The sequence below is a fragment of the Acidisarcina sp. genome, assembly GCA_035539175.1.
GTDB lineage: Bacteria > Acidobacteriota > Terriglobia > Terriglobales > Acidobacteriaceae > JANXZS01.
The window spans coordinates 344,788-364,108 of the sequence record DATLIY010000009.1 but is presented as its reverse complement, the minus strand read 5'-3'; the positions used below and the strand labels follow the sequence as shown (position 1 = coordinate 364,108).

Sequence of the window (19,321 nt, the reverse complement as noted above, 5' to 3'; positions counted from 1 at the left end):
TCTGGGGGATAGCACTCATGCCCTTGGGGGATATAGAGGCCCAAGACGATGAGAAAGCTACTTGTACTAACAGTGTTTCTAATAATGGGCTCGCTTTCGCTTCATGCTTTGACACCCAGCTGCGATATCTTTCGTAAAAATAATGAGGGTTGGACGAACGCAAATATCGGTAGCGTCACGACCGACAGCGTTCTCCAGCAATACCTCCGCAGTTCTCAGGCCGTGTACGAAGCATGGTGTGGAGCAGAGCCAGCCGATAGTGCGGTTCGTGCGCAGGCTGTCGACACTTTTGTCGAGGCCTACCGGGCGGAGCGCTTTTCCGAAGTATCGAACATGGAGATTCGACCATCGATGGGGCTGGCAATGCTGGCTCTGATCGGGTTGACTCGTGAGCTGCCCGATGGGCTGCAGAGAGATCGCAGGCTGCGGGAAGCATGGATTCAGGATTGCCAGGATGCCTGCTTTGGCGGGGCTGGTCCGACCGCCCAGGATGCTCGTTGGCAGTTGACCTGCGGCATGCAGGTGCGTAACGATTTGATGGAAAATCTGAAACCGTCGCCGGGTGTGGAAGCCGTCAAGCACATGCTGTGGGAGACCCCCATCGCAGTACTTAACTAGACGCGCGGCAACGGTTTGAAGGAGGCGCAGACATGAGCTTCGTTCTGGAAACGGAACGGCTCTACCTGCGCCCTTTTGCTTTTGGGGACGACCTGGCGCTGTTTTCTGTGCTGGGGGATGCGGAGACAATGCGCTACTATCCGCGTCCGCGAACCAGGCTGGAGGTCGTGCAGTGGGTGGAACGATTCCGGCAGTCCTTTTTCGACAGGGGAGTCGGGCTTCTCGCCGTGTGCCTGAAGTCTTCAGGGCAATTGATTGGCGATTGCGGGACAGTAGAGCAGGAGGTAGACGACCACCACGAGATCGAGGTCGGCTACCATGTCCATCGCGATTTATGGAATCTTGGAATCGCGACTGAGGCGGCAAAGGCCTGTATCGACTACACCTTTCGCGAACTGCGTCCCCGCCGGGTGATCTCCCTGATTCGCCCGGAGAACCTGGCCTCGCGCAGAGTCGCAGAAAAGAATGGACTCGCCGTCGAGAAGGTGGTTTTCTGGAGGGGATACGACCACTGCATCTACCAGTTGAAGCGTGAGGATGCGCATCCTCTGCCAGCGCAAACCTTCCCGGCTGGGCGCAGATGGGAAGATCGGGATGGGAAGTCAGGCTAGGGAGTAAGGCGGGAAACCAGGCAAGATATGGTCACAAAGCGGAAGTCGAAAGGTGCTTACATGATCTCGGCGGTTGCCGAGATGTACGAGATTCATCCTCAGACCTTGCGGATGTATGAGCGTGAGGGGCTACTGAAGCCCTCCCGCACCGAGGGCAACACACGCCTCTATACAGATGAGGATCTGGAGCGGCTGGAGTTCATCCTGAATCTGGCGCGTGATCTGGGGGTTAATATCGCGGGAATCGCGATCATCCTGCAGATGCGCGAACGCATGGAGGAGATGAATCGTCAGATGCAGAGTTTTGTGGATTACGTACGCACGGAGATGCTGACGCGGATGCAGGAGGGCTTCGCGGGGCAGGCCGCGGCAATGGTACCCTCAAGGAGGCCCGTGATCGTGCCGCCGCACCGGTCTGGTTCGGGGGAGAGGAAGCGTTAAGTCACGCCGGGATTGGCGGCAGGCTTCGACTTTTTCGCGGTCACCTCCGTCTCAATCTCAAGGACTTTGCAGCTTAGTTGGACCGCATGATAAAGCTTCTCTTCGGCCTGGGTGCTTTGGGCCTGTTCACCTCCACCGTCTTCACTGCGATGGTTGCCATCGGCGTGTGGAGATTTGTCCGTATGCGCAGGCAGCGCAGCCTGGCGGCCGCACCAGCCGATCTTCCGCCGGTGACCTTGCTCAAGCCCCTGCACGGATCCGAGCCCAACCTCGAAGAACACCTCACCAGTTTCTTTCAGCAGGACTATCCCGTTTTCGAGATCCTGTTCTGCGCCCGGCAGAGTGAAGACCTGGGCCTGCAGACGGCGATGCGCGTGGCCGCTCGCTTTCCTCATATTCCGGTGAAGTTTGTAACCACCGGAGAGCCGCAGTACATCAATGCGAAGGTGGCGTCGCTGGAGCGGATGGAGGCGGTCGCGAGCCACTCGCTGCTGGTGATCAGCGACAGCGATGTGCGCGTGCGGCCGGACTATCTGCGCCGCATTGTTGCACCGTTTGCCGACCCCGGGGTTGGCCTGCTGACCTGCCTCTATCGCGGGGTTGCGGCCGACAACGGAATCTGGTCGCGGCTGGAGGCCGCAGGCATGTCGGTCGAGATGACCTCCGGCGTTCTGGTAGCGGACCTGACGGAAGGCATGCGCTTTGCCCTGGGACCGACGATGGTCGTCCGCCGCGAATGCGTCCAGGAGATTGGCGGCTTTGGTGTCCTGGGGGATTATTGCGCGGATGATTTCGTGCTGGGAAACCTCGTCTCCGAGAAGGGCCACACGGTGGTGCTCAGCGAGCACATCATCGACCATATCGTGATCAACGCGCGATTCGTGTCTTCTGTAAAGCACCAGATTCGCTGGATGAAGAGCACCCGGTTTTCACGGCCGCTGGGTCATCTTGGAACGGTGTTGACCTTCAGCGTGCCTTTCGGGCTGCTGAGCGGGGCATCGGCACTGGCGTTGGGGATGCCGTGGCTGGGGCTTGGCCTGTTCGCCTGGAGTGTCTTGAGCCGGTCGGCGCTGGCGGTTCTGGTGGGCTCTGCCGTGGTCGGCGAAAGCCATCTGCTGCGGCTTGCGCTGCTCTATCCACTGCGCGATCTCCTCGGCTTCTGCTACTGGTCAGCCAGTTATCTGAACGACAAGATCGTGTGGCGGGGAGAGATCTACCGGCTGATCGAGGGCGGACGAATGCGCAGCACCTCCACGAAAGCTCCAAAGAAACCGGAGCCTGCACTTACTACGCCGGGAAAGCTTAGCAGCTAAGCGCGTCCGGCGAATGAGAGCGGTCGCGGCGTTGCGCGGTATCTTCAGACCTCTCCACTTCTAGGCTCGCCATCATACTCACGCAACAGCAAAGGGCTGCTTCCTTCGGGGAAGCAGCCCTTTGCTGTTAGTAGTCCCGCGGTTACTTCGTTAGCGGTCGGTCGGTGTAGAGAGTCTTATCGGAAAGCTCCTGAACCAGGATCAGGCGGTTACCGAGCAGATCGCGCACATGCTGGTGACTGTGGCCCGGCACAAAGAGCCATTTCCGCTCGCCCTGGCCCCAATCGCGCACCAGATCCGCGTCTTTCAGGAAGATCTTTGGCGCATCGGGATAACAGGAACCCCACAACATAGAGGTCGTCCGTCCTTCGACGAGGAGGGCCTGCCGATGGGTATAGAAGATGACCGAGGAAGCATCGGACTGATCCGCGTAGATCAGGAACTGATCTTGCGGGGCAGAGAGCCGGTTCATCGTATCGGCGATGGCGCGCGAGGAGAGCATCGGTTCAAATCGATGCAGGGCGATGTGGGCCGCAATCAAAAAGACAGCCGACGTGATCGCGACCGACAGCGTAGCCGCGAGGTGCTTGCGCCGCCGTCGATAAATCAAGGCAATGACCGGGCCGAAGAGAAACGCCAGGGCAGCCAGGATCGCCGGCAGCCGCAGCGCCGCGAACGAAGGCCCCGTGAGGTCAAAGAAGTGGGACATGGACAGCGAATAGTTGCCCACTCCCCGATGCGCCAGAAGCGTGCCGATATCGGAGACGAAGGGGAGATTCCGCGACTCCCATAATCCATAGCCGAGCGCAGCCGCCGCCGCGATGCCGAGAACGGCAAAGACAGCCTGAGCGGCGTCCAGCCAGCGGAGGGCTCCCGCGTCGTAGAAGTCCGGCGCCTGATCGCTTGAGGACCGCAGTTCCACACCGGCAAGCACGCCTGCGGTCATGATGAGCAGGGGCAGGTAGGCGGGGAAGGTGTAGTACTCCTGGTTGGTCGAAAGCGAGAAGAAGATCAGAATGACGGCGGCATAGATACAGAGCAGCCAGTTGGTGCGAGCGCGAAACTTTCGTTCGGCGCTGATTGCTGCCGGATCAAAGGTGAGGGCCGCGCCCAGATAAAAATCGACGGTCTGCGCGGGGGCGGGGCGAAGCAGCTCCAGCCAGCTGTGACGAGTGCGCCATGCGCGGCGCAAGGCTACCGGGGCGTAGAGGCTCCAGGGAAAGAGCCAGACCAGGTGCAACGCCCAGAAGAGAAACGTCGGCAGCTTGTTGTAGTCATGCGGATAGCGCTTGCCCAGGAAGCGCAGGACGTGCTCGTTATAGAAGTAGAAGTAGAAGAAGCCGTGGACATTGCCTGGAGTGGGTATATTTCCAATCGGATTCCCATGGTCGGGATTACGGAGTCCGGCCAGGACGTGCCAAGGGGCGGCGATGGCCAGGAAGAGCAGGCCGCCGGTGACGAGACGAAGTTCGCGCCAGCGCCGCCACTGGCCGGTCAGCACCAGGTAGGGCACGATCGCCGCGAAAAAGAAGACCGGAGCTATCAGTCCCTTGGTCAGGATGGCCAGTCCCAGAACGGCCCACATGCCATAGATCCGAGAGGGCTTACGGTCTTCCATCCCGGTGAGGAAGAAGTACAGAGCCAGCCCCAGGAAGAAGGTCAGCAGGACCTCGGGGATAAAGATGCGGGTGAAGAGAAAGACTCCGAGCGAAGTGAGAACGCCGAGAGCGGCGTAAAATCCGGCGCGGTCCGAGTAGGCTCTTCGCGCCCATACCCATGCCAGAATGGCGCAACCCAGCACGGCGAGGCTCAGTGGGAGATGCGTGGAGAAGACATTCTGGCCAAAGAGATGATAATTGGCCGCGACAACCCAGTAGGGCAGCGGCGGCTTCTCCAGGTAGCGGAGCCCGTTGACTTTCAGCGTTACCCAGTCGCCGCTCTGCGCCATAGCCTGCGCCGCATTGGCGTGGGTGGCGTCCGCATCGTCCAGCAGCGACGGCGAGAAGAGGGCCGCAACGTGAATTGCGAAGTAGAACAGCAGCAGGATCGCCCAGGATTGCAGCGGTGAAAGCCTGGCCAACGGCTTCGATAGCTCGGTGTATTCGGCAGAAGAAGAATGTTTTGACATGAATTCGGTCGTTTTGGTGCTCAAGTAGCAGAATATCAGTGATGTCTGAGAATCCGATGAACGCCAGTCCAGGAAGCACAGCCAAAAGGCAATCGCCCGGGGAGTCGCAAAAGGTTCCGCCGGGGCTGCACCGTGTTGCCAAGCCCGTTCGGCGAAGAGCACCGGATCCGCGGCTGACGCACCTTTCCCGGCTCGCCTCGGAGTGGAAGAAGGACCTGGAGAAGTGCCTTGAAGACTCTGAAGTTGAGACGGTGCATCGGGTTCGCACCGGCACCCGCCGCGTGGAGGCCATGGTCGACGTGCTCCTGCGCGAGGTTCCTGAAGGAAATCCTGAGCTGACGGACGCTGCGGACAGGTGGCGGCGGCAGTTGAAGAAGATTCGCCGGGCTGCCGGCCCGGTGCGCGATCTGGACGTGCATCGCGAGCTGATTGAAAAATTTGCCGGAGTCGGGAAAGCCGGAGAAAAAGAGCATTCCCGTATGGAGCAGAGTGAGGTCGAGCGGCAGGCGGCCACTCCCGAGGCTGAGCAGGCACTCCAGGTCCAGGCGAAAAAGCTGGATGCCTGGCTGGAGTGCGCTCGCGAGGAGCGTGCCCGGGATCTGACCCGGCAGATTGCACGGCGGCTGGAAAAGCTGGACGGCCTGGCAGCCGGTTTCGCCACCTCGTGGCAGACGCGGCATGGCCGCGGGATAGCGGTTCGAAGAGTGGCGCAGGCGGCGCTGGATGCTTTTGTCGAGCTCTCCGACAAGATGCCCCTGCTGGACGCTGCCAACCTGCACGACTTCCGCAAAGGAGCGAAGAAGGCTCGCTATATAACCGAGGCGGGCGGCGACGATGCCCATGCCAAGGCGGTGGGTCGAGCCATCAAGCGGATTCAGGACGCCATCGGGGACTGGCACGACTGGCTATGCCTTGCAGAGGAGGTGCACATTGCTCTGGGCGACGCGGGGCAGGAGCTTACCGCGATGCTGGCAGTAGAGGTGAGCCGCAGCTTTCAGGAAGCGAAGCGCGTGACGGAGCGAATGCGGGGCAGACTGGTGGGCGAGTGGCGCGCCCTGCACCGTGTATGAGCCTTAGAAGCGCTCATGCGCTGTGTCTTTACGCTCCTCGCGATCCTTGTCTCCGATCTCCGATCCTTGTTCTCAATCCTTGTTTCCAATCCTTGTCTCTAATCCTTGTTTTCGGGCAGTGCAACCTTCGCCGAGCTTTGTTTGCGGCGGAGGGTGTATGGTGCTTTCCAGAGAATAATTTTTCTTCTGAGGCATGACTGAGCGGATGCAGATCTTTGCTGCCATCGATATAGGTTCCAACTCCTGCAGGCTGAAGATTGCGCGGGTGGTGCAACACCGCCTGAAGGTTCTGCACGAGGATCGTGAGGTGACGCGGCTGGGGGGCAGCGTCTTCAGCACCGGCTTAATCTCCCCAGACGCCATGGCGCAAACGCTTCGCGCCCTCAAGCGCTTTCAGCGGTCGGTGCAGTCCTTCGGGGCGGATTGGGTGCGTGCGGTTGGCACCGCGGCTCTGCGCGATGCCCGTAACGCACAGGCGTTTCGCGCATGGGTCAAGTCGGAGACGGGCTGGGAGCTTGAGGTCATCTCCGGGCTGGAAGAGGGCCGCCTGATCCACCGCGGAGTGATGAGCGGCGATCCGCTGACCAGGGGACGCACCCTTCTGCTGGACCTGGGCGGCGGGAGCTGTGAAATTTCCCTCTCCGAGCACAACCGCATCAAGGAGACGATGAGCCTGCCGCTGGGTGCGGTGCGCTTGACCCAGGAGTTTCTGCCGGCAGACCTGCCCGCTCCCGAGGATATTGCCCGCATGCGGCAGTACATCGAGCGGGAGCTGCGCCGCGCGACACGCCGAATTGATGCGACTCGTGTAGCGCGGGTCATTGCGACCTCCGGGACCGCGGCAGCGCTGGCCGACGCAAGCCGATCCCTGAGTAAAAACGGGATCAAGAAGGGGAGCAAGAACGGCGCTGCGGCAAAGTCCAGCGTGGGCAAAACGGAGGAGGTGACGGCGACAAGCGCGGTGCGCCGTCTCGCTACGCGCCTCTCGCGCATGTCCAACCAGCAGCGAGCCATGGTTCCGGGCATTGGGCCACGCCGTTCGGAGATCATCATCGCAGGAGCGCATGTCTACGCCGACATTCTGGAGCACTTCGGTCTGCGAGGATTTTCTTACTCGCCTCTCGGGCTCCGGGACGGCATTCTGGCGCAGATGGTGGCCGAGCAGGACTCGCGAACGGTCGTGCATCAGGAGTTCGAGCGGGAGCGGTGGGAGAGTGTTCTGGCTACCTGCCGATCCTATGGAGTAGATCCGAAGCAGGCAGAGCCGGTCCGCCAGCACGCTGTCCAGCTCTTTCGCGATCTGGAGCGGGTGCATGAGATGCCTCCCGAATACCGGCATTGGCTGGAGGCGGCGGCCATGTTGCGGGACGTGGGCAAGTTCCTCAACTACCAGGGGCACCATCGTCACGCGCAGTACATCGTGGCCCATTCGGAGATCTATGGCTTCAACGTCGCGCAGCGGACCATCATCTCTGCGATTGCGCGGTACCTGGGCAAATCGAGGCCGACCCCGGCGGACCGGGCGATGCGGCCCATTCCGATTGAGGAGCATGAAAGGGTGAAGCGCGCCGTCGTGCTGTTACGGCTGGCGATGGCGCTCAATCAGGACCGGGCCAGCGATGTGTTGAAGGTGACGACTCGGGTGTATCCCAAGCGGGTTTTGCTGGAGTTAAGCCCGGGGCGCACCGGCGCGGAGCTGGAACTGTGGTCGCTGCGCAAGGAGGCAGATTATTTCCGCGAGGTCTTCCGGCGCGAACTCTTTGTAACGCTGGTGTAGATCGAGCGCAGAAGGCGAGGCTCGACCATCCAGAACATTGTCGCCGGCCGGCGGGTGCAGTCGAGCCGCGCCATGCCAGCCTTGCGCAGTCTGAAGCAGGTGCGTCCGTTCAGGCCGACGAGCGCGCTGAGAAAGTTCTGCAAATTCGGGTTGTGGCCCACCACCAGCACATTTTCGTAGTGCGAGAGCTCATCGAGCAGCTGCTTGAAAGACGCGAAGGTGGCCGAAGGACTGAGCGCCTCCGCTACCATAACCTTCGCCTCGTAGCCGGTCTCGGTGCCCACCATCGAAGCGGTCTGTAACGAGCGCTTGAGAGGGCTGGAGGCAATTACGTCAAACTGCAGATTGAGCGCATTCAGATAGCGCCCGAGCATCATGCACTGCTGTTTCCCGTCTCTGTCCAGGGGGCGTTTGACGTCCAGCTTGGGATTGATGCGTCGTGTGCCGGCGCTTGCATGGCGAAGCACGTACAGGTTCATGGTCCTCAACTTCTCTCACGGGAAGGGAATCGTCCGGGAGGACTCCCTCGCAGAAAACGGGGAGCCATATTCACACAATTGTAACAATTGTCGGGCAGGGAATACAGAGTGCCGCGCTTGCAGAGAAGCCCCGGCCAGAGCCCTCCCCACTCCTCCCCCTCCCGGCCGATTGCGATTCAGCAGGGATGCAGCCTAAACGTTGACTGTCTTTGGGGTCTTCTGCCGTGTTTTATGGGGTGCAGGCGGGGTGACCTTGGGGATGCTCTCGATGCTCTCCTTGCCCTCGGCAAGGCGCATGAGAAATTCCTGGACGTTGAAGGGGTGGGCAGCGCCATCGCGAGCGCGAATGTAGGAGCCATCCGGCTGCATCAGCCGCGATTTCTCGGTATCGGCGAGATAAGCGGCGAGGATTTCGTGGCGTAGACGCGCTTTGAGCAAGGGATCCTTGACGGGGAAGACCACCTCGCAGCGTTCGAAGAAATTGCGGGGCATCCAGTCGGCGGAGCCGCAGTAGATGTCCTCTTTTCCGTCGTTGTAGAAGTAAAAGATGCGGCTGTGCTCGAGGAAGCGGCCCACGATGGAGCGGACGCGGATATTTTCGCTGATCCGCTTCATCCCCGGGCGCAGAGAGCAGATGCCGCGGACAATGAGGTCGATTTGTACCCCTGCCTGGGATGCTTCATAGAGCGCCTCGATGATGCCGTGCTCCAAGAGGGAGTTCATCTTGGCGATGATGAAGGCGGGTTTGCCTGCGGCGGCGTTTTCGGCCTCGCGATGGATCATGCGGGTCAAGCTTTCGGCGAGGGTAAGCGGCGCGACGAGCAGCGGGCAGTAGTCGTCCGACTCCGAGTGAGCGGTGAGATAGTTGAAGACGCTGTGGACGCTCGCCGTAATCTCAGGGTCTGTCGTGAGCAGGCTGATGTCGGTATAAAAACGGGCGGTGTCGGGGTTGTAATTCCCCGTGCCCAGGTGGCAATAGCGCCGGGTCACTCCATCGGGATCGTGGCGCACCAGCATGGCGAGCTTGCAGTGCGTCTTCAGGCCGACAATGCCATAGAAGACCTGCACTCCCGCATCCTCCAGATCGCGTGCCCAGCGGATATTGGAGGCCTCGTCGAAGCGCGCCATCAACTCCACGACGACCGTCACCTCCTTGGTCTGCGCGGCCCGCGTGAGCGCCTGGAACATGGGCGAGTCGGAACTGGTGCGGTAGAGCGTCTGCTTGATGGTGACGACGTTGGGATCCTGTGCGCCCGCCTCGATGAAGCCCACCACCGGGTCGTAGGAGTCGAAGGGGTGATGCAGCAGGATGTCGCGGTGCCGCAGATCGTCAAAGAGGTCCGTGGCATTCCTCGACAGGTGGATCGCACGCGGCGTAAAGGAGTGGAACTTGAGGTCGGGCCGCAGTGTGTCGCTGTAGAGATTCATCAGACGGGAAAGGTTCACCGGCCCGTCTGTGCGGAAGATCTGGAATTCGTCGAGCTCGAAGTTGACGCGCAGGCGGTCGATAATTTCGGGATCGGCGGACTGCTCGATCTCCAGCCGCACAACATCGCCCTTGCGCCGGTTGTGCAATTCGGTACGGACGCTTTCGAGCAGGCTGCGGGCCTCTTCCTCCTGGAGGTAGAGGTTGCTGTTTCGCGTGACGCGGAAGGCTGCGGCGGAGAGGATCTCATACCCGCGATACATTCCGGCGGCATTGCGCTCGATGAGGTCGTGCAGGAAGAGAAAGTCGAAGGATCCTGCCTCCGAGGGAATTGGTATCAGTCGGGGTAAGGCCCGTGGAATGGTGACGACTCCCAGTACCGGTCCTGCTGTTCCCTTACGCTTGCGCCGCAGCAGCAGGGCAACGCAGAGAGCCTTGTTCAGCACGCGGGGGAAGGGATGCGCCGGATCGATCGTAATCGGGGTCAGCAGCGGATCGACCTCGCGCTGGTAGAAGGCAGTGGCGTAGGACCGGCCTTCTTCCGTGAGATCCTGCCAGCGAAGAACCCGAACCCCACTCGCGCTGAGTTCCGGAAGGAGCTGCTGGTTCCAGCAGCGGTACTGTTCTGCCACGAAGGCCTGGACATCTCCGGCGACAGAATCGAGGGTCTCCTGCGGCGTCAGTCCGTCGAACCCCGGGTCCTTATAGCCATCCTCGATTCTCTGGAAGATGCCTGCGAGGCGGATCTCAACGAATTCGTCCAGGTTGCTGGCCGTGATAGCGAGAAACTTGACCCGCTCCAGCAGGGGATTGCTTGCATCCTCGGCTTCCTCAAGCACGCGCCGATTAAAGCTGAGCCACGAGGTGTCCCGGCTGATAAAGAGTTTTTTGCGTCGGATCTGTACTGTAGTCATAAGGTACTGCTTCCAGACTGACCTCTGGACGCAGTTTACACAAGCATGGGAACCACAGAAGCTTATCTCAGATCATACGGGTTTGCGGAGGACATTTTCATATCCTGTACACAGGATTTGACGCACTGGTTTGCAGTCGAGGAGGATGGTGGAGGAGCGCCATACGCGCAGCCAGGGTATTTCCGTTGTAGCGAGTTCATGCAGGATAGGGCTATCTTTGCCCCTTGCACGATCAGAACCCACGTCTGGCTGGCAGAAGGATATCTTTATGACTTATTGGGATCCCGAGAACAGGGCTATACGCGAAGTGCAAAACGTGCAGGATTCTGCCTCTGAATTGTTCCAGACCGCGGCCATGCTGCTGGGTAAGGAGCAGGAGGCAGTGAGCGTGATAGAGGAAGTGGTGGCAGAGACGGAGGGCGACCCCTGCGGGGATCCACGTACGGCCCATCAGGCAGCGCGAGAGCGAGTGATTGCGGCCTCGCTGAAGCGGCTGGCGAAGTATCCCGCAGGCGGACTGGATGCAGAGCTGGCGGCGGGAGGGACGACCCAGCGTAGCTGCATTGAGAGCGAGGATCTGGAGGCTGCCGGGGTGACGGTGGCTCAGTTGGAGTCGCTGATGGAAGGGCCCGGCCGGGCACGTCTTCGCGAATGGCTGGACCGCCTTTCTCCTGCGATGCGTGCCGTGTTTGTGCTGCGAGCCGTGTTGGGGCGGGGAAGCGCGATATCGGCAGAGGCTCTGCAGGCCAGCGGTTCGCGGGGAGCTTCGGCCTGGACGCCCAGTACTGTGAGCCAGGTGTACCGCCAGGCGCTGTGCTCCCTGGCTACCTCGCTGCTGCATTGCAGCCACGCTGCGATCTCCCGCCAATTGCCCGCAAAGAGCTGAAGCAAAGTAAGATAGTAGTCTGGCTTTCTCCGTGACTTTTTGCACTTTCTTTTGGGTGAGGTGCATCCAAGAGCACATATCTTTGAGGGCTTGACCGTCGTGGACATCATGTTTTTGGCTGGGGCGCAGAAGGGCTGGAGAAGGAATATGGCCCTTGCGCTTCTGGCCTGCAACTCTATCCCTGTACTGGCGCAGACAGTGGCTTCAGGTGCTGGAAGCAGCGCCTCACCCTATGGCGTGGCCGCGCAATCGACGGCTGTGCCCTCGCAGGGCAGCACTTCGCCGTTTCAGGGCAGCGTGGTGGAGGGGCAGGCGACTGCCGGCGTGCTGTCGTTGAGCCTGGACGAAGCCATCCAGCGAGGCCTGAGGCAGAATCTTGGAATTATCCTGAGCGGGACGTCCCAGCAGGCGGCTGCCGGGCAGAGGCTGCAGGAGCTGCAGGCGCTACTCCCTACGGTGAACGGGTCGCTGAAGGAAGCGGTGATGCAGACCGATCTGCAGGCGCAGGGATTGCGCATCCCGGGTTTTCCCGCGATCGTTGGCCCCTTTGGCTATACCGATCTGCGCGGCGCTCTCTCCTGGTCGCTGGTCAACGTTGCCTCGTTGCAGAACTACTTGGCGGCGAAGCACAATTTTGCTGGCACGCGGCTCTCCGCGCAGGACGCGCGCGACATGGTAACGCTGACGGTGGGCAATGCGTATCTGCTGGTGATCTCGGATGCGGCGCGAATTCGCAGCGTTCAGGCGCAGGTGGATACCGCCAGGGTTTCACTCGATCAGGCAGTCGCCAACCACCAGGCAGGCACGGCCCCGTTGCTGGATGAACTGCGCGCGCGCGTGGACTACCAGACGCTGCAACAGTCGCTGATCACCTCGCAGAATCAGTTTGCCAAGGACAAGATTGCGCTGGCGCGTGTGATTGGCCTGCCGCTCGATCAGAAATTCGAATTGACCGATCAGGCTCCCTACGCGGCGCTGGATACTCTGGACGTGGACTCCGCCGTGAAGCAGGCGCTGATCGGCCGCAAAGATCTGCAGGCGCTGGAGGAGCAGGTAAAGAGCGCCGAGAAGCAGCGCTCGGCCGCTACCGCGGAGAGGTATCCCACACTGGGCTTTCAGGGCGACTATGGGGATATCGGAGTGAATCTGGCGAAATCTCATGGCACCGGCGATGCGGTGGGAACGCTGAGCTTCCCCATCTTTGCCGAGCCTAAGCTGCGGGGAGATGCGCAACTGGCCCAGTCCCAACTGAATCAGCGGCGGGCGCAGTTAAACGATATGCGCGGGCAGATCAACGCCGATGTGCGCGACAGCATTCTGGACATACAGGCCGCAGTCAAGCAGGTGGAAGTGGCGCACAGCAATGTTCTGCTTGCTACCGAGGCCCTGAGCGAAGCGCAACAGCGCTATGCGGCGGGAGTATCGGATAATCTCGCGGTAACCCAGGCACAGCAGTCCGTAGCCCAGGCGAACGATCAGTATGTCAGCAGTCTCTACCAGCACAACGTGGCAAAACTCGCACTGGCGCGTGCCCTGGGAGTGGCCCATACGAACTACAAGGACTACGTCGGAGGAAAGTAACAGTGGCTGAGCAGAATCTGGAGTTAGGGGAAAAGACCAACGCGGAGATGGATGAGATTCCAGAGGCGCCGGAACCGCGGCCCCGCCACCACTTTATTATTTTTGGCGTTGTCGTGGCCCTCGTCGTCGGAGCACTTCTCTTCTGGTGGCATTCCACTTTTTATGAGGATACCGATGACGCGCAGGTGAGCGGCCACCTGGTGCAGATCAGCTCCCGTATTTCCGGACAGATCGTCAAGGTGAATGTTGAGGAGAACCAGTACGTCGAGGCAGGCACTGTGGTCGCGGAGATCGATCCCCGCGATTTTGAGGTAGCCGTCAAGCAGAACGACGCCAATCTTCAGGCAGCGGAGGCGAGCTCGCAGGCTGCGCAGGTCAATGTGCCCATCATCGGCGTCAATACTGGCAGTACGCTGACTTCAGCCGGCGCGGATGTGCGCAGTACGTCGGCGGGCGTAATACAGGCCCAGAGGCAATTGGAAGCGGCCCATGCGCGGGTGGAGCAGGCGCGAGCCAACAATGAGAAGGCGCAGCTCGATCTGAAGCGGTATGCGCCGCTGGTGGAGAAGGATGTAATCTCGCGCCAGCAGTTCGATGCGGCGGTGGCCGCAGCAGCTTCAGCCAAGGCGGCTGTAGCCGATGCCCTTGCGACCGAACTGGCGGCGGACCAGGGCGTGCGAATGGCCCGGCAGCGTTTGGACCAGTCCCAGGCCCAGCTCAAGACCGCCCAGACTGGACCGCAGCAGGTAGCGATTCAGAGGGCCCGCGCCAATCAGGCGTCTGCCGAGGCACAACGGGCGAGTGCGGCTCTGGAGCAGGCGAAGCTGAACCTGAGCTATACCAGGATCGTGGCGCCGATCTCCGGCATCATCACGCGCAAGAGCGTCGAGCTGGGCCAGAACGTCAGCTCCGGCCAGAACCTGATGACGCTGGTATCGCTGGACGACGTGTGGATTACGGCGAACTTCAAGGAGACTCAACTTCGCCATATGAAGCAGGGACAGCCCGTCGAGATCAAGGTCGATGCGTATGGGCGCAAATATGACGGGGTTGTTACGCAGATTGGCGGCGCAACCGGGTCCGTGATGAGCCTGTTTCCGCCCGAAAACGCGACAGGAAACTACGTCAAAGTGGTGCAGCGCGTCCCGGTTCGCATTGATCTGAAAAACCCTAACGACAACAAAGATCACCTGTTAAGACCGGGACTTTCGGTCGTTCCCAGCGTTCGCGTCAAGCAGTAACGAGATCTTCAAACACAGAGGCGGCCTCCGGATATGCGGGAGGCCGCCTCTTCTTTTTTATGCGTGGCGGCCATTGCCAAATCGTGCGAAGAAAACCCGACGCAACGTTTTCAAATTCGTGTCATCTTATAGACAACCGAAGGAGATGGACTGAGGGTATGCCGGCAGGGCTCGATTTCGTTATTCAATACGGGTACCTGATCCTGTTTGTCTGGGTGCTGGTGGAGATGCTCGGGATGCCTATTCCGAGCACGCCGCTGCTGCTGGCCGCGGGTACTTTGACCGCGACGCATCGCCTGAGCCTTGTCCTGGTAGTGCTGGCTGTGACCGCAGGATGCCTGGTCGCGGATACGACCTGGTACCTTCTCGGCAAGCGTTATGGCGGTGCAATGGTGCGGTTGGTTTGCCGCTTGTCGCTGGAGGCATCCACGTGTGTACGGCGCACCGAAGATTACTTTGGCAAGCACGGCCTGAAGTCGCTGCTGGTGGCGAAGTTTATTCCCGGGCTGACGACCCTGGCAGCCCCGATTGCCGGGCAATCGAAGATGCCCTATCGGTCCTTTTTGTTATTTGACTTTATGGGATCACTGATCTGGACTCTAGCACTGACGCTCTCCGGAAGATTTTTCGGAGATGTGGTGAAGCACAACCCGGCAGCGATGTCGTGGGTGAGAAATTCCTTTGCCGCCATGGTTTTGCTGGCTGTTCTTGCCCTGGTCCTCTACAGGATCATGCGGCAACAGGCATTCCTGCGGGAGCTACGCAACTCGCGGCTTGAGCCGGAAGAGCTGAAGCGCCTGATCGACGAAGGGGAACCGGTCTACATCGTGGATCTGCGCCATCCGCTGGACTATCTTCCCGATCCCCGCGTCCTTCCGGGAGCGGTTCGCTACACCTCGGCAAGCCTGCTGGAGAACAGCGGAGACATCCCCCGGGACCGCGACATTGTGCTCTACTGCACCTGCCCCAGCGAGGCGACCGCGGCCAAGACGGCGATGAGCATCCGTAAGCTGGGAATCCAGAGGGTGCGTCCGCTGCGTGGCGGCTTCGACGGGTGGAAGAATCTTGGGTTCCCGCTCGTGGACGCGGCTGAAGAAACGGCAGGATCGAAAGAAGTAGCTTCCTAGATTCCCGCATAACTCGCAAAACTAAGACCGATACGTGTGCTAACTTCGCAGGGACGGAGAAAATTGCCTGTCTCCCGGCAGGCAAGGGGACCCTAATGGCATGGACCGAGACCTATCATTGCGACGTGTGTAACAAGCCTAAAAAGCAGCGGGAAGATGATTGGTGGCTGGCGTGGACCGAGGAGATGACTCCCGCGGAGAACATGCCGGCCCAGCCCGTGCTCAAGCTCACCCCTTGGAATGTTCTCCTCGCGCATGGGCCCGGAGTGAAGCATCTTTGCGGAGCGCGCTGCGCCCAGACCCAGATGGATCGGTTCATGTCACACCACATTTCGTGAGTCTGTGTCCACGGCCGGGAAGATCCGGAGCTGCACAGCGTCGTGACTGGCTGTCGTGACTGGGGGTCATGGCTGCCGATAGTATGGTAGCTGCCGCTGCGAAAATCAGGTGGACCGAAGCTACAGCGCGGCGCGGGGGAAAGCAACTTGGCTCTGGATGATCTGAGAGACTGGATTCGAGCGCTGGAAAAGGCTGGCGAACTCAAGCGTGTGCGGGAGCAGGTGGACCCGATTCTGGAGATCGCTGAGATCACAGACCGCGTTTCCAAGATGGGGCGAACTCCGCCCGGCAAGCACGCCAAAAATGCCTATCCACCGGGCGGCCCGGCCCTGCTGTTCGAGAACATCAAGGGGCATCCCGGCCACCGCGTACTGATGAACCAGTTTGGCAGCGAGCGGCGCATGCAGATGGCGCTGGGCGTGGATTCCCTCGACGAGGTAGCCGCCCGTATCCAGGGGATGATGCAGGTCAAGTCGCCGGAGAGCTTCTTTGACAAGCTGAAGATGCTGCCGATGCTGGCGGAGGTGGGCAGGTACTTCCCCCGGACAATCTCCGCGGATGACGCCCCGTGTAAGGAAGTCATTCACCGGAACGACATCAATCTGCTGGATTTTCCAGTGCTCCAATGCTGGCCTTTGGATGGAGGCAGATTCATCACCCTGCCCTGCGTGATTACGCGCGATCCCAGGTCGGGCAAGCGCAACGTCGGCATGTATCGCATGCAGGTGTATGACGGGCAGACTACGGGCATGCACTGGCAGCGGCAGAAGGTAGCCGCCGAGCACTTCCGGAACCATCTGCGCGCAGCCGCCGAGCAGAGCGCGACGGGCGATGCTGCGGCAGCCCGGGTTGGCGTAATGGCCGAGACCGGCGGCGGATCCACCCGCGCAGCAGGGCCGGCAGGCGGGATGCCCCAGATAGCGCTGGGGAAATGGAAGGATGGGCGGCTGGAGGTGGCGGTCGCGATCGGTACCGATCCGGCGACTACCTTTTCCGCCATTGTTCCCGCCCCTCCCGAGGTGGAGGAGTTTGTCATCGCCGGCTTCCTGCGACAATCTCCGGTCGAACTGGTGAAGTGCGAGACGGTCGACCTGGAGGTACCGGCGCGCGCCGAGATTATTCTTGAGGGCTATGTAAGCCTCGACGAGCTGCGGACAGAGGGTCCGTTTGGGGATCACACCGGCTTCTACACCATGGAGGACGAGTATCCTGTCTTCCACATCACCTGCATCACGCACCGCAAGGATCCAATCTATGCCGCCACTATCGTCGGCAAGCCTCCCATGGAAGATGCATGGATGGGCAAGGCCGTCGAGCGTATCTTTTTACCGATGATGCGGCTGACGATTCCTGAGATCGTGGATATTAATCTTCCCGTCGAAGGCGTCTTTCATAATCTGATGATCGTGTCGATTCGCAAGAGTTATGCGGGGCAGGCGCGCAAGGTGATGAGCGGCATCTGGTCTCTGGGGCAGGCCATGTTTACCAAGTGCGTGATTGTGGTGGACGAGGATTGCGACGTCCAGAACCTGGGCGAGGTTACGCTGCGGGTAGCGAACAATATCGACCCGGAGCGGGATATTCAGTTCACGCTGGGGCCGGTGGACACTCTGGACCACGCATCGCGCATGCCGAACTACGGCAGCAAGATGGGGATCGATGCCACCCGCAAGTGGGCGGCAGAGGGCTTTACCCGGCCCTGGCCACCGATGATCGAGATGGATGGCCGGACGCGCACGCGGGTCGACGAAATTTGGAAGAAGCTGGGGATTGAGTAGATGAGGGGTGGGATGGGGAGGAGCAGGCGTACTTTAGCGGGCCTGCGCTGCATGGCGGTTCTGGGCCTGGGGATGCTGGCGATTCTCGGTGGCAGCAAGAGAGCGGGTGCACAGGCGATCGAGGGTTTCGCGTGGACCAATCTGCATGAGGAGACGGATCGTGTTGCGGCTGTGACCAAGGCGCTCGATGGGGAAAAGTACACGGCGCTGCGCGAGATTGCGGTGGTGGGCGACGAGGCCCTGGTGATCACGGCAACGCGGCCAAATCCTGCGGCAAGGCCGGATCAGGATCGCTACACCGCATATAGCGTCGGGCTGAAGGATGACAGCGGCAAGCCAGTCCAACTGATGACGGGAATGAATCTGAGATTTCGTGACTGGCTGCGTTTTGTTCGCGATGGCAACACGGAACTGGTCGCAACCTATGACGACTGCAGCGACTGCCGCACAACCACGTTTCTGACCTCCTTCTACCTGGATCCAAAGACGAAGAAATGGCGGGCGCGCTGGCCGCGCGAGGTTGCCGGAGCGCCGTTCTTCTCCTCCACTCCCGGCAACTCGGGGGAGACCGACCAGGCCTATGCCCTGATGGTGGGCGAAGACGGGCGGGCGGTGCTGGCTACGTGGTCCCACTTTCAGCAGAAGCGGGGTGTAAAGGGCGAGGATTACCTCTTCGAGTACGATGTGGACCCAGCCACCGGGCTGGAGCGCTCGCGCCCCGTGGTGGGCACCGAGGCCGGGCCGCTGAAGACCCGGTTGTGCCGGGCAGAGGGCGAAGTGCTGGAGATTGCTGCCGGGCAGGACACCGCCAGTTGCGCGCAGATCGTGCGGGCTGCGGCGCGGCGTGCACCGAGGCATTCCGCGCGTCGCCGCAGGGTCTTTACCAGGCCGCTGGTGGGAGAATCGAGGCCCCGCTAGGTGGCGCGTAAATACGTCGCAATCCGGCAGAGCATCGTATACTAACGTCATGTCGATCGTACGCAACATCGCCGGAATTGCGAAGGGCATGAGCATCACGCTCGGGGAGATCTTTCAACCCACCACGGTGGAGAACTATCCGGACGGCCCCGGACCGCTGCGCGGCGCCAATATCGGCGAGCGCTTCCGCGGACGGCACGTGTTGCAGCGCGATGAGAACGGGCTGGAGAAGTGTGTTGCCTGCTTCCTCTGCGCCGCCGCATGCCCCTCCAACTGCATCTACATCGAAGCGGCGGAGAATACTGCCGAGATGCGGATTTCGAGCGCCGAGCGCTACGCCAAGGTTTACAACATCGATTACAACCGGTGCATCTTCTGCGGGTATTGCGTGGAGGCCTGTCCCACCGACGCCATTACCCATGGACGCGAGTTTGAATTGGCTTCGCTGAATGCCACGACAATGGTGATGCGTAAAGAAGACATGCTGGTGCAGATCGGTGGAGTTCACGCCCCAATCGCTGAACTCTCCGCTGAAGCCCAATAGCACGATAGTTTAGGTCCTTTGCTTCGCTCAGGATGACAACCTGGGCGAAGCTCCCACTTGTCATCCTGCGCGGCGCGAAGGACCTGCTTCTCAAACACCACCTGTGTCATCCCATCGCCCGCCAGCGCAA

17 protein-coding genes are annotated in these 19,321 nt (G+C 60.7%); 14 read left to right on the top strand and 3 right to left on the bottom strand.

Annotation, left to right across the window (positions count from 1 at the left end; genetic code table 11):
- The first annotated feature begins 48 nt into the window (after nucleotides 1-48).
- From VM554_13255 to hpnI, 4 genes are all read left to right on the top strand, one after another.
- Nucleotides 49-618, top strand: coding sequence for a hypothetical protein (locus VM554_13255; GenBank protein HVJ09342.1), 570 nt, complete (start codon nucleotides 49-51; stop codon nucleotides 616-618).
- A gap of 32 nt (nucleotides 619-650) precedes the next feature.
- Nucleotides 651-1,229, top strand: coding sequence for a GNAT family N-acetyltransferase (locus tag VM554_13250; GenBank protein ID HVJ09341.1), 579 nt, complete (start codon nucleotides 651-653; stop codon nucleotides 1,227-1,229).
- A 27-nt stretch (nucleotides 1,230-1,256) separates the two neighbouring features.
- Complete coding sequence (locus tag VM554_13245) at nucleotides 1,257-1,670, top strand: helix-turn-helix transcriptional regulator (protein ID HVJ09340.1); 414 nt, start codon at nucleotides 1,257-1,259, stop codon at nucleotides 1,668-1,670.
- 86 nt (nucleotides 1,671-1,756) lie between these two features.
- Nucleotides 1,757-2,983: a bacteriohopanetetrol glucosamine biosynthesis glycosyltransferase HpnI gene (gene hpnI, locus VM554_13240; GenBank protein ID HVJ09339.1), complete on the top strand. Its 1,227-nt coding sequence runs from the start codon at nucleotides 1,757-1,759 to the stop codon at nucleotides 2,981-2,983.
- A gap of 142 nt (nucleotides 2,984-3,125) precedes the next feature.
- On the opposite strand, the gene VM554_13235 is transcribed toward hpnI, so the two are convergent.
- Nucleotides 3,126-5,111, bottom strand: a complete 1,986-nt coding sequence (locus tag VM554_13235; GenBank protein ID HVJ09338.1) for a glycosyltransferase family 39 protein — start codon at nucleotides 5,109-5,111, stop codon at nucleotides 3,126-3,128.
- 41 nt (nucleotides 5,112-5,152) lie between these two features.
- Between VM554_13235 and VM554_13230 the strand changes: the two genes are divergently transcribed.
- Both VM554_13230 and VM554_13225 read left to right on the top strand, forming a co-directional pair.
- Complete coding sequence (locus VM554_13230) at nucleotides 5,153-6,181, top strand: CHAD domain-containing protein (GenBank protein ID HVJ09337.1); 1,029 nt, start codon at nucleotides 5,153-5,155, stop codon at nucleotides 6,179-6,181.
- Nucleotides 6,182-6,374: 193 nt separating this feature from the next.
- On the top strand, nucleotides 6,375-7,958 hold the full coding sequence (locus VM554_13225) for a Ppx/GppA phosphatase family protein (GenBank protein ID HVJ09336.1): 1,584 nt from the start codon (nucleotides 6,375-6,377) through the stop codon (nucleotides 7,956-7,958).
- On the opposite strand, the gene VM554_13220 is transcribed toward VM554_13225, so the two are convergent.
- Together VM554_13220 and ppk1 are read right to left on the bottom strand one after the other, a co-directional pair.
- Nucleotides 7,910-8,437 (bottom strand): histidine phosphatase family protein, encoded by a 528-nt coding sequence (locus VM554_13220; protein HVJ09335.1) that lies wholly within the window; start codon nucleotides 8,435-8,437, stop codon nucleotides 7,910-7,912. The genes VM554_13225 and VM554_13220 overlap by 49 nt on opposite strands.
- Nucleotides 8,438-8,629: 192 nt before the next feature.
- Nucleotides 8,630-10,777 (bottom strand): polyphosphate kinase 1, encoded by a 2,148-nt coding sequence (gene ppk1, locus VM554_13215; protein ID HVJ09334.1) that lies wholly within the window; start codon nucleotides 10,775-10,777, stop codon nucleotides 8,630-8,632.
- Between the two features lie 268 nt (nucleotides 10,778-11,045).
- Here ppk1 and VM554_13210 point away from each other — a divergent pair, with 268 nt between their 5' ends.
- The 8 genes from VM554_13210 (at nucleotide 11,046) to VM554_13175 (ending at nucleotide 19,191) form a co-directional block, all read left to right on the top strand.
- Nucleotides 11,046-11,663 (top strand): hypothetical protein, encoded by a 618-nt coding sequence (locus VM554_13210; protein HVJ09333.1) that lies wholly within the window; start codon nucleotides 11,046-11,048, stop codon nucleotides 11,661-11,663.
- A 147-nt stretch (nucleotides 11,664-11,810) separates the two neighbouring features.
- Nucleotides 11,811-13,244, top strand: a complete 1,434-nt coding sequence (locus VM554_13205; protein ID HVJ09332.1) for a TolC family protein — start codon at nucleotides 11,811-11,813, stop codon at nucleotides 13,242-13,244.
- A 2-nt stretch (nucleotides 13,245-13,246) separates the two neighbouring features.
- On the top strand, nucleotides 13,247-14,485 hold the full coding sequence (locus VM554_13200; protein HVJ09331.1) for an HlyD family secretion protein: 1,239 nt from the start codon (nucleotides 13,247-13,249) through the stop codon (nucleotides 14,483-14,485).
- A gap of 158 nt (nucleotides 14,486-14,643) precedes the next feature.
- Nucleotides 14,644-15,612, top strand: coding sequence for a VTT domain-containing protein (locus VM554_13195; protein ID HVJ09330.1), 969 nt, complete (start codon nucleotides 14,644-14,646; stop codon nucleotides 15,610-15,612).
- A gap of 95 nt (nucleotides 15,613-15,707) precedes the next feature.
- Complete coding sequence (locus tag VM554_13190) at nucleotides 15,708-15,950, top strand: hypothetical protein (GenBank protein HVJ09329.1); 243 nt, start codon at nucleotides 15,708-15,710, stop codon at nucleotides 15,948-15,950.
- Nucleotides 15,951-16,097: 147 nt separating this feature from the next.
- Complete coding sequence (locus tag VM554_13185) at nucleotides 16,098-17,729, top strand: UbiD family decarboxylase (GenBank protein HVJ09328.1); 1,632 nt, start codon at nucleotides 16,098-16,100, stop codon at nucleotides 17,727-17,729.
- A 12-nt stretch (nucleotides 17,730-17,741) separates the two neighbouring features.
- Nucleotides 17,742-18,647 carry a hypothetical protein gene (locus tag VM554_13180; protein HVJ09327.1) on the top strand — a complete coding sequence of 302 codons (906 nt, stop codon included), beginning with the start codon at nucleotides 17,742-17,744 and terminating at the stop codon, nucleotides 18,645-18,647.
- Nucleotides 18,648-18,696: 49 nt separating this feature from the next.
- On the top strand, nucleotides 18,697-19,191 hold the full coding sequence (locus VM554_13175) for an NADH-quinone oxidoreductase subunit I (GenBank protein ID HVJ09326.1): 495 nt from the start codon (nucleotides 18,697-18,699) through the stop codon (nucleotides 19,189-19,191).
- Nucleotides 19,192-19,321 lie beyond the last annotated feature (130 nt).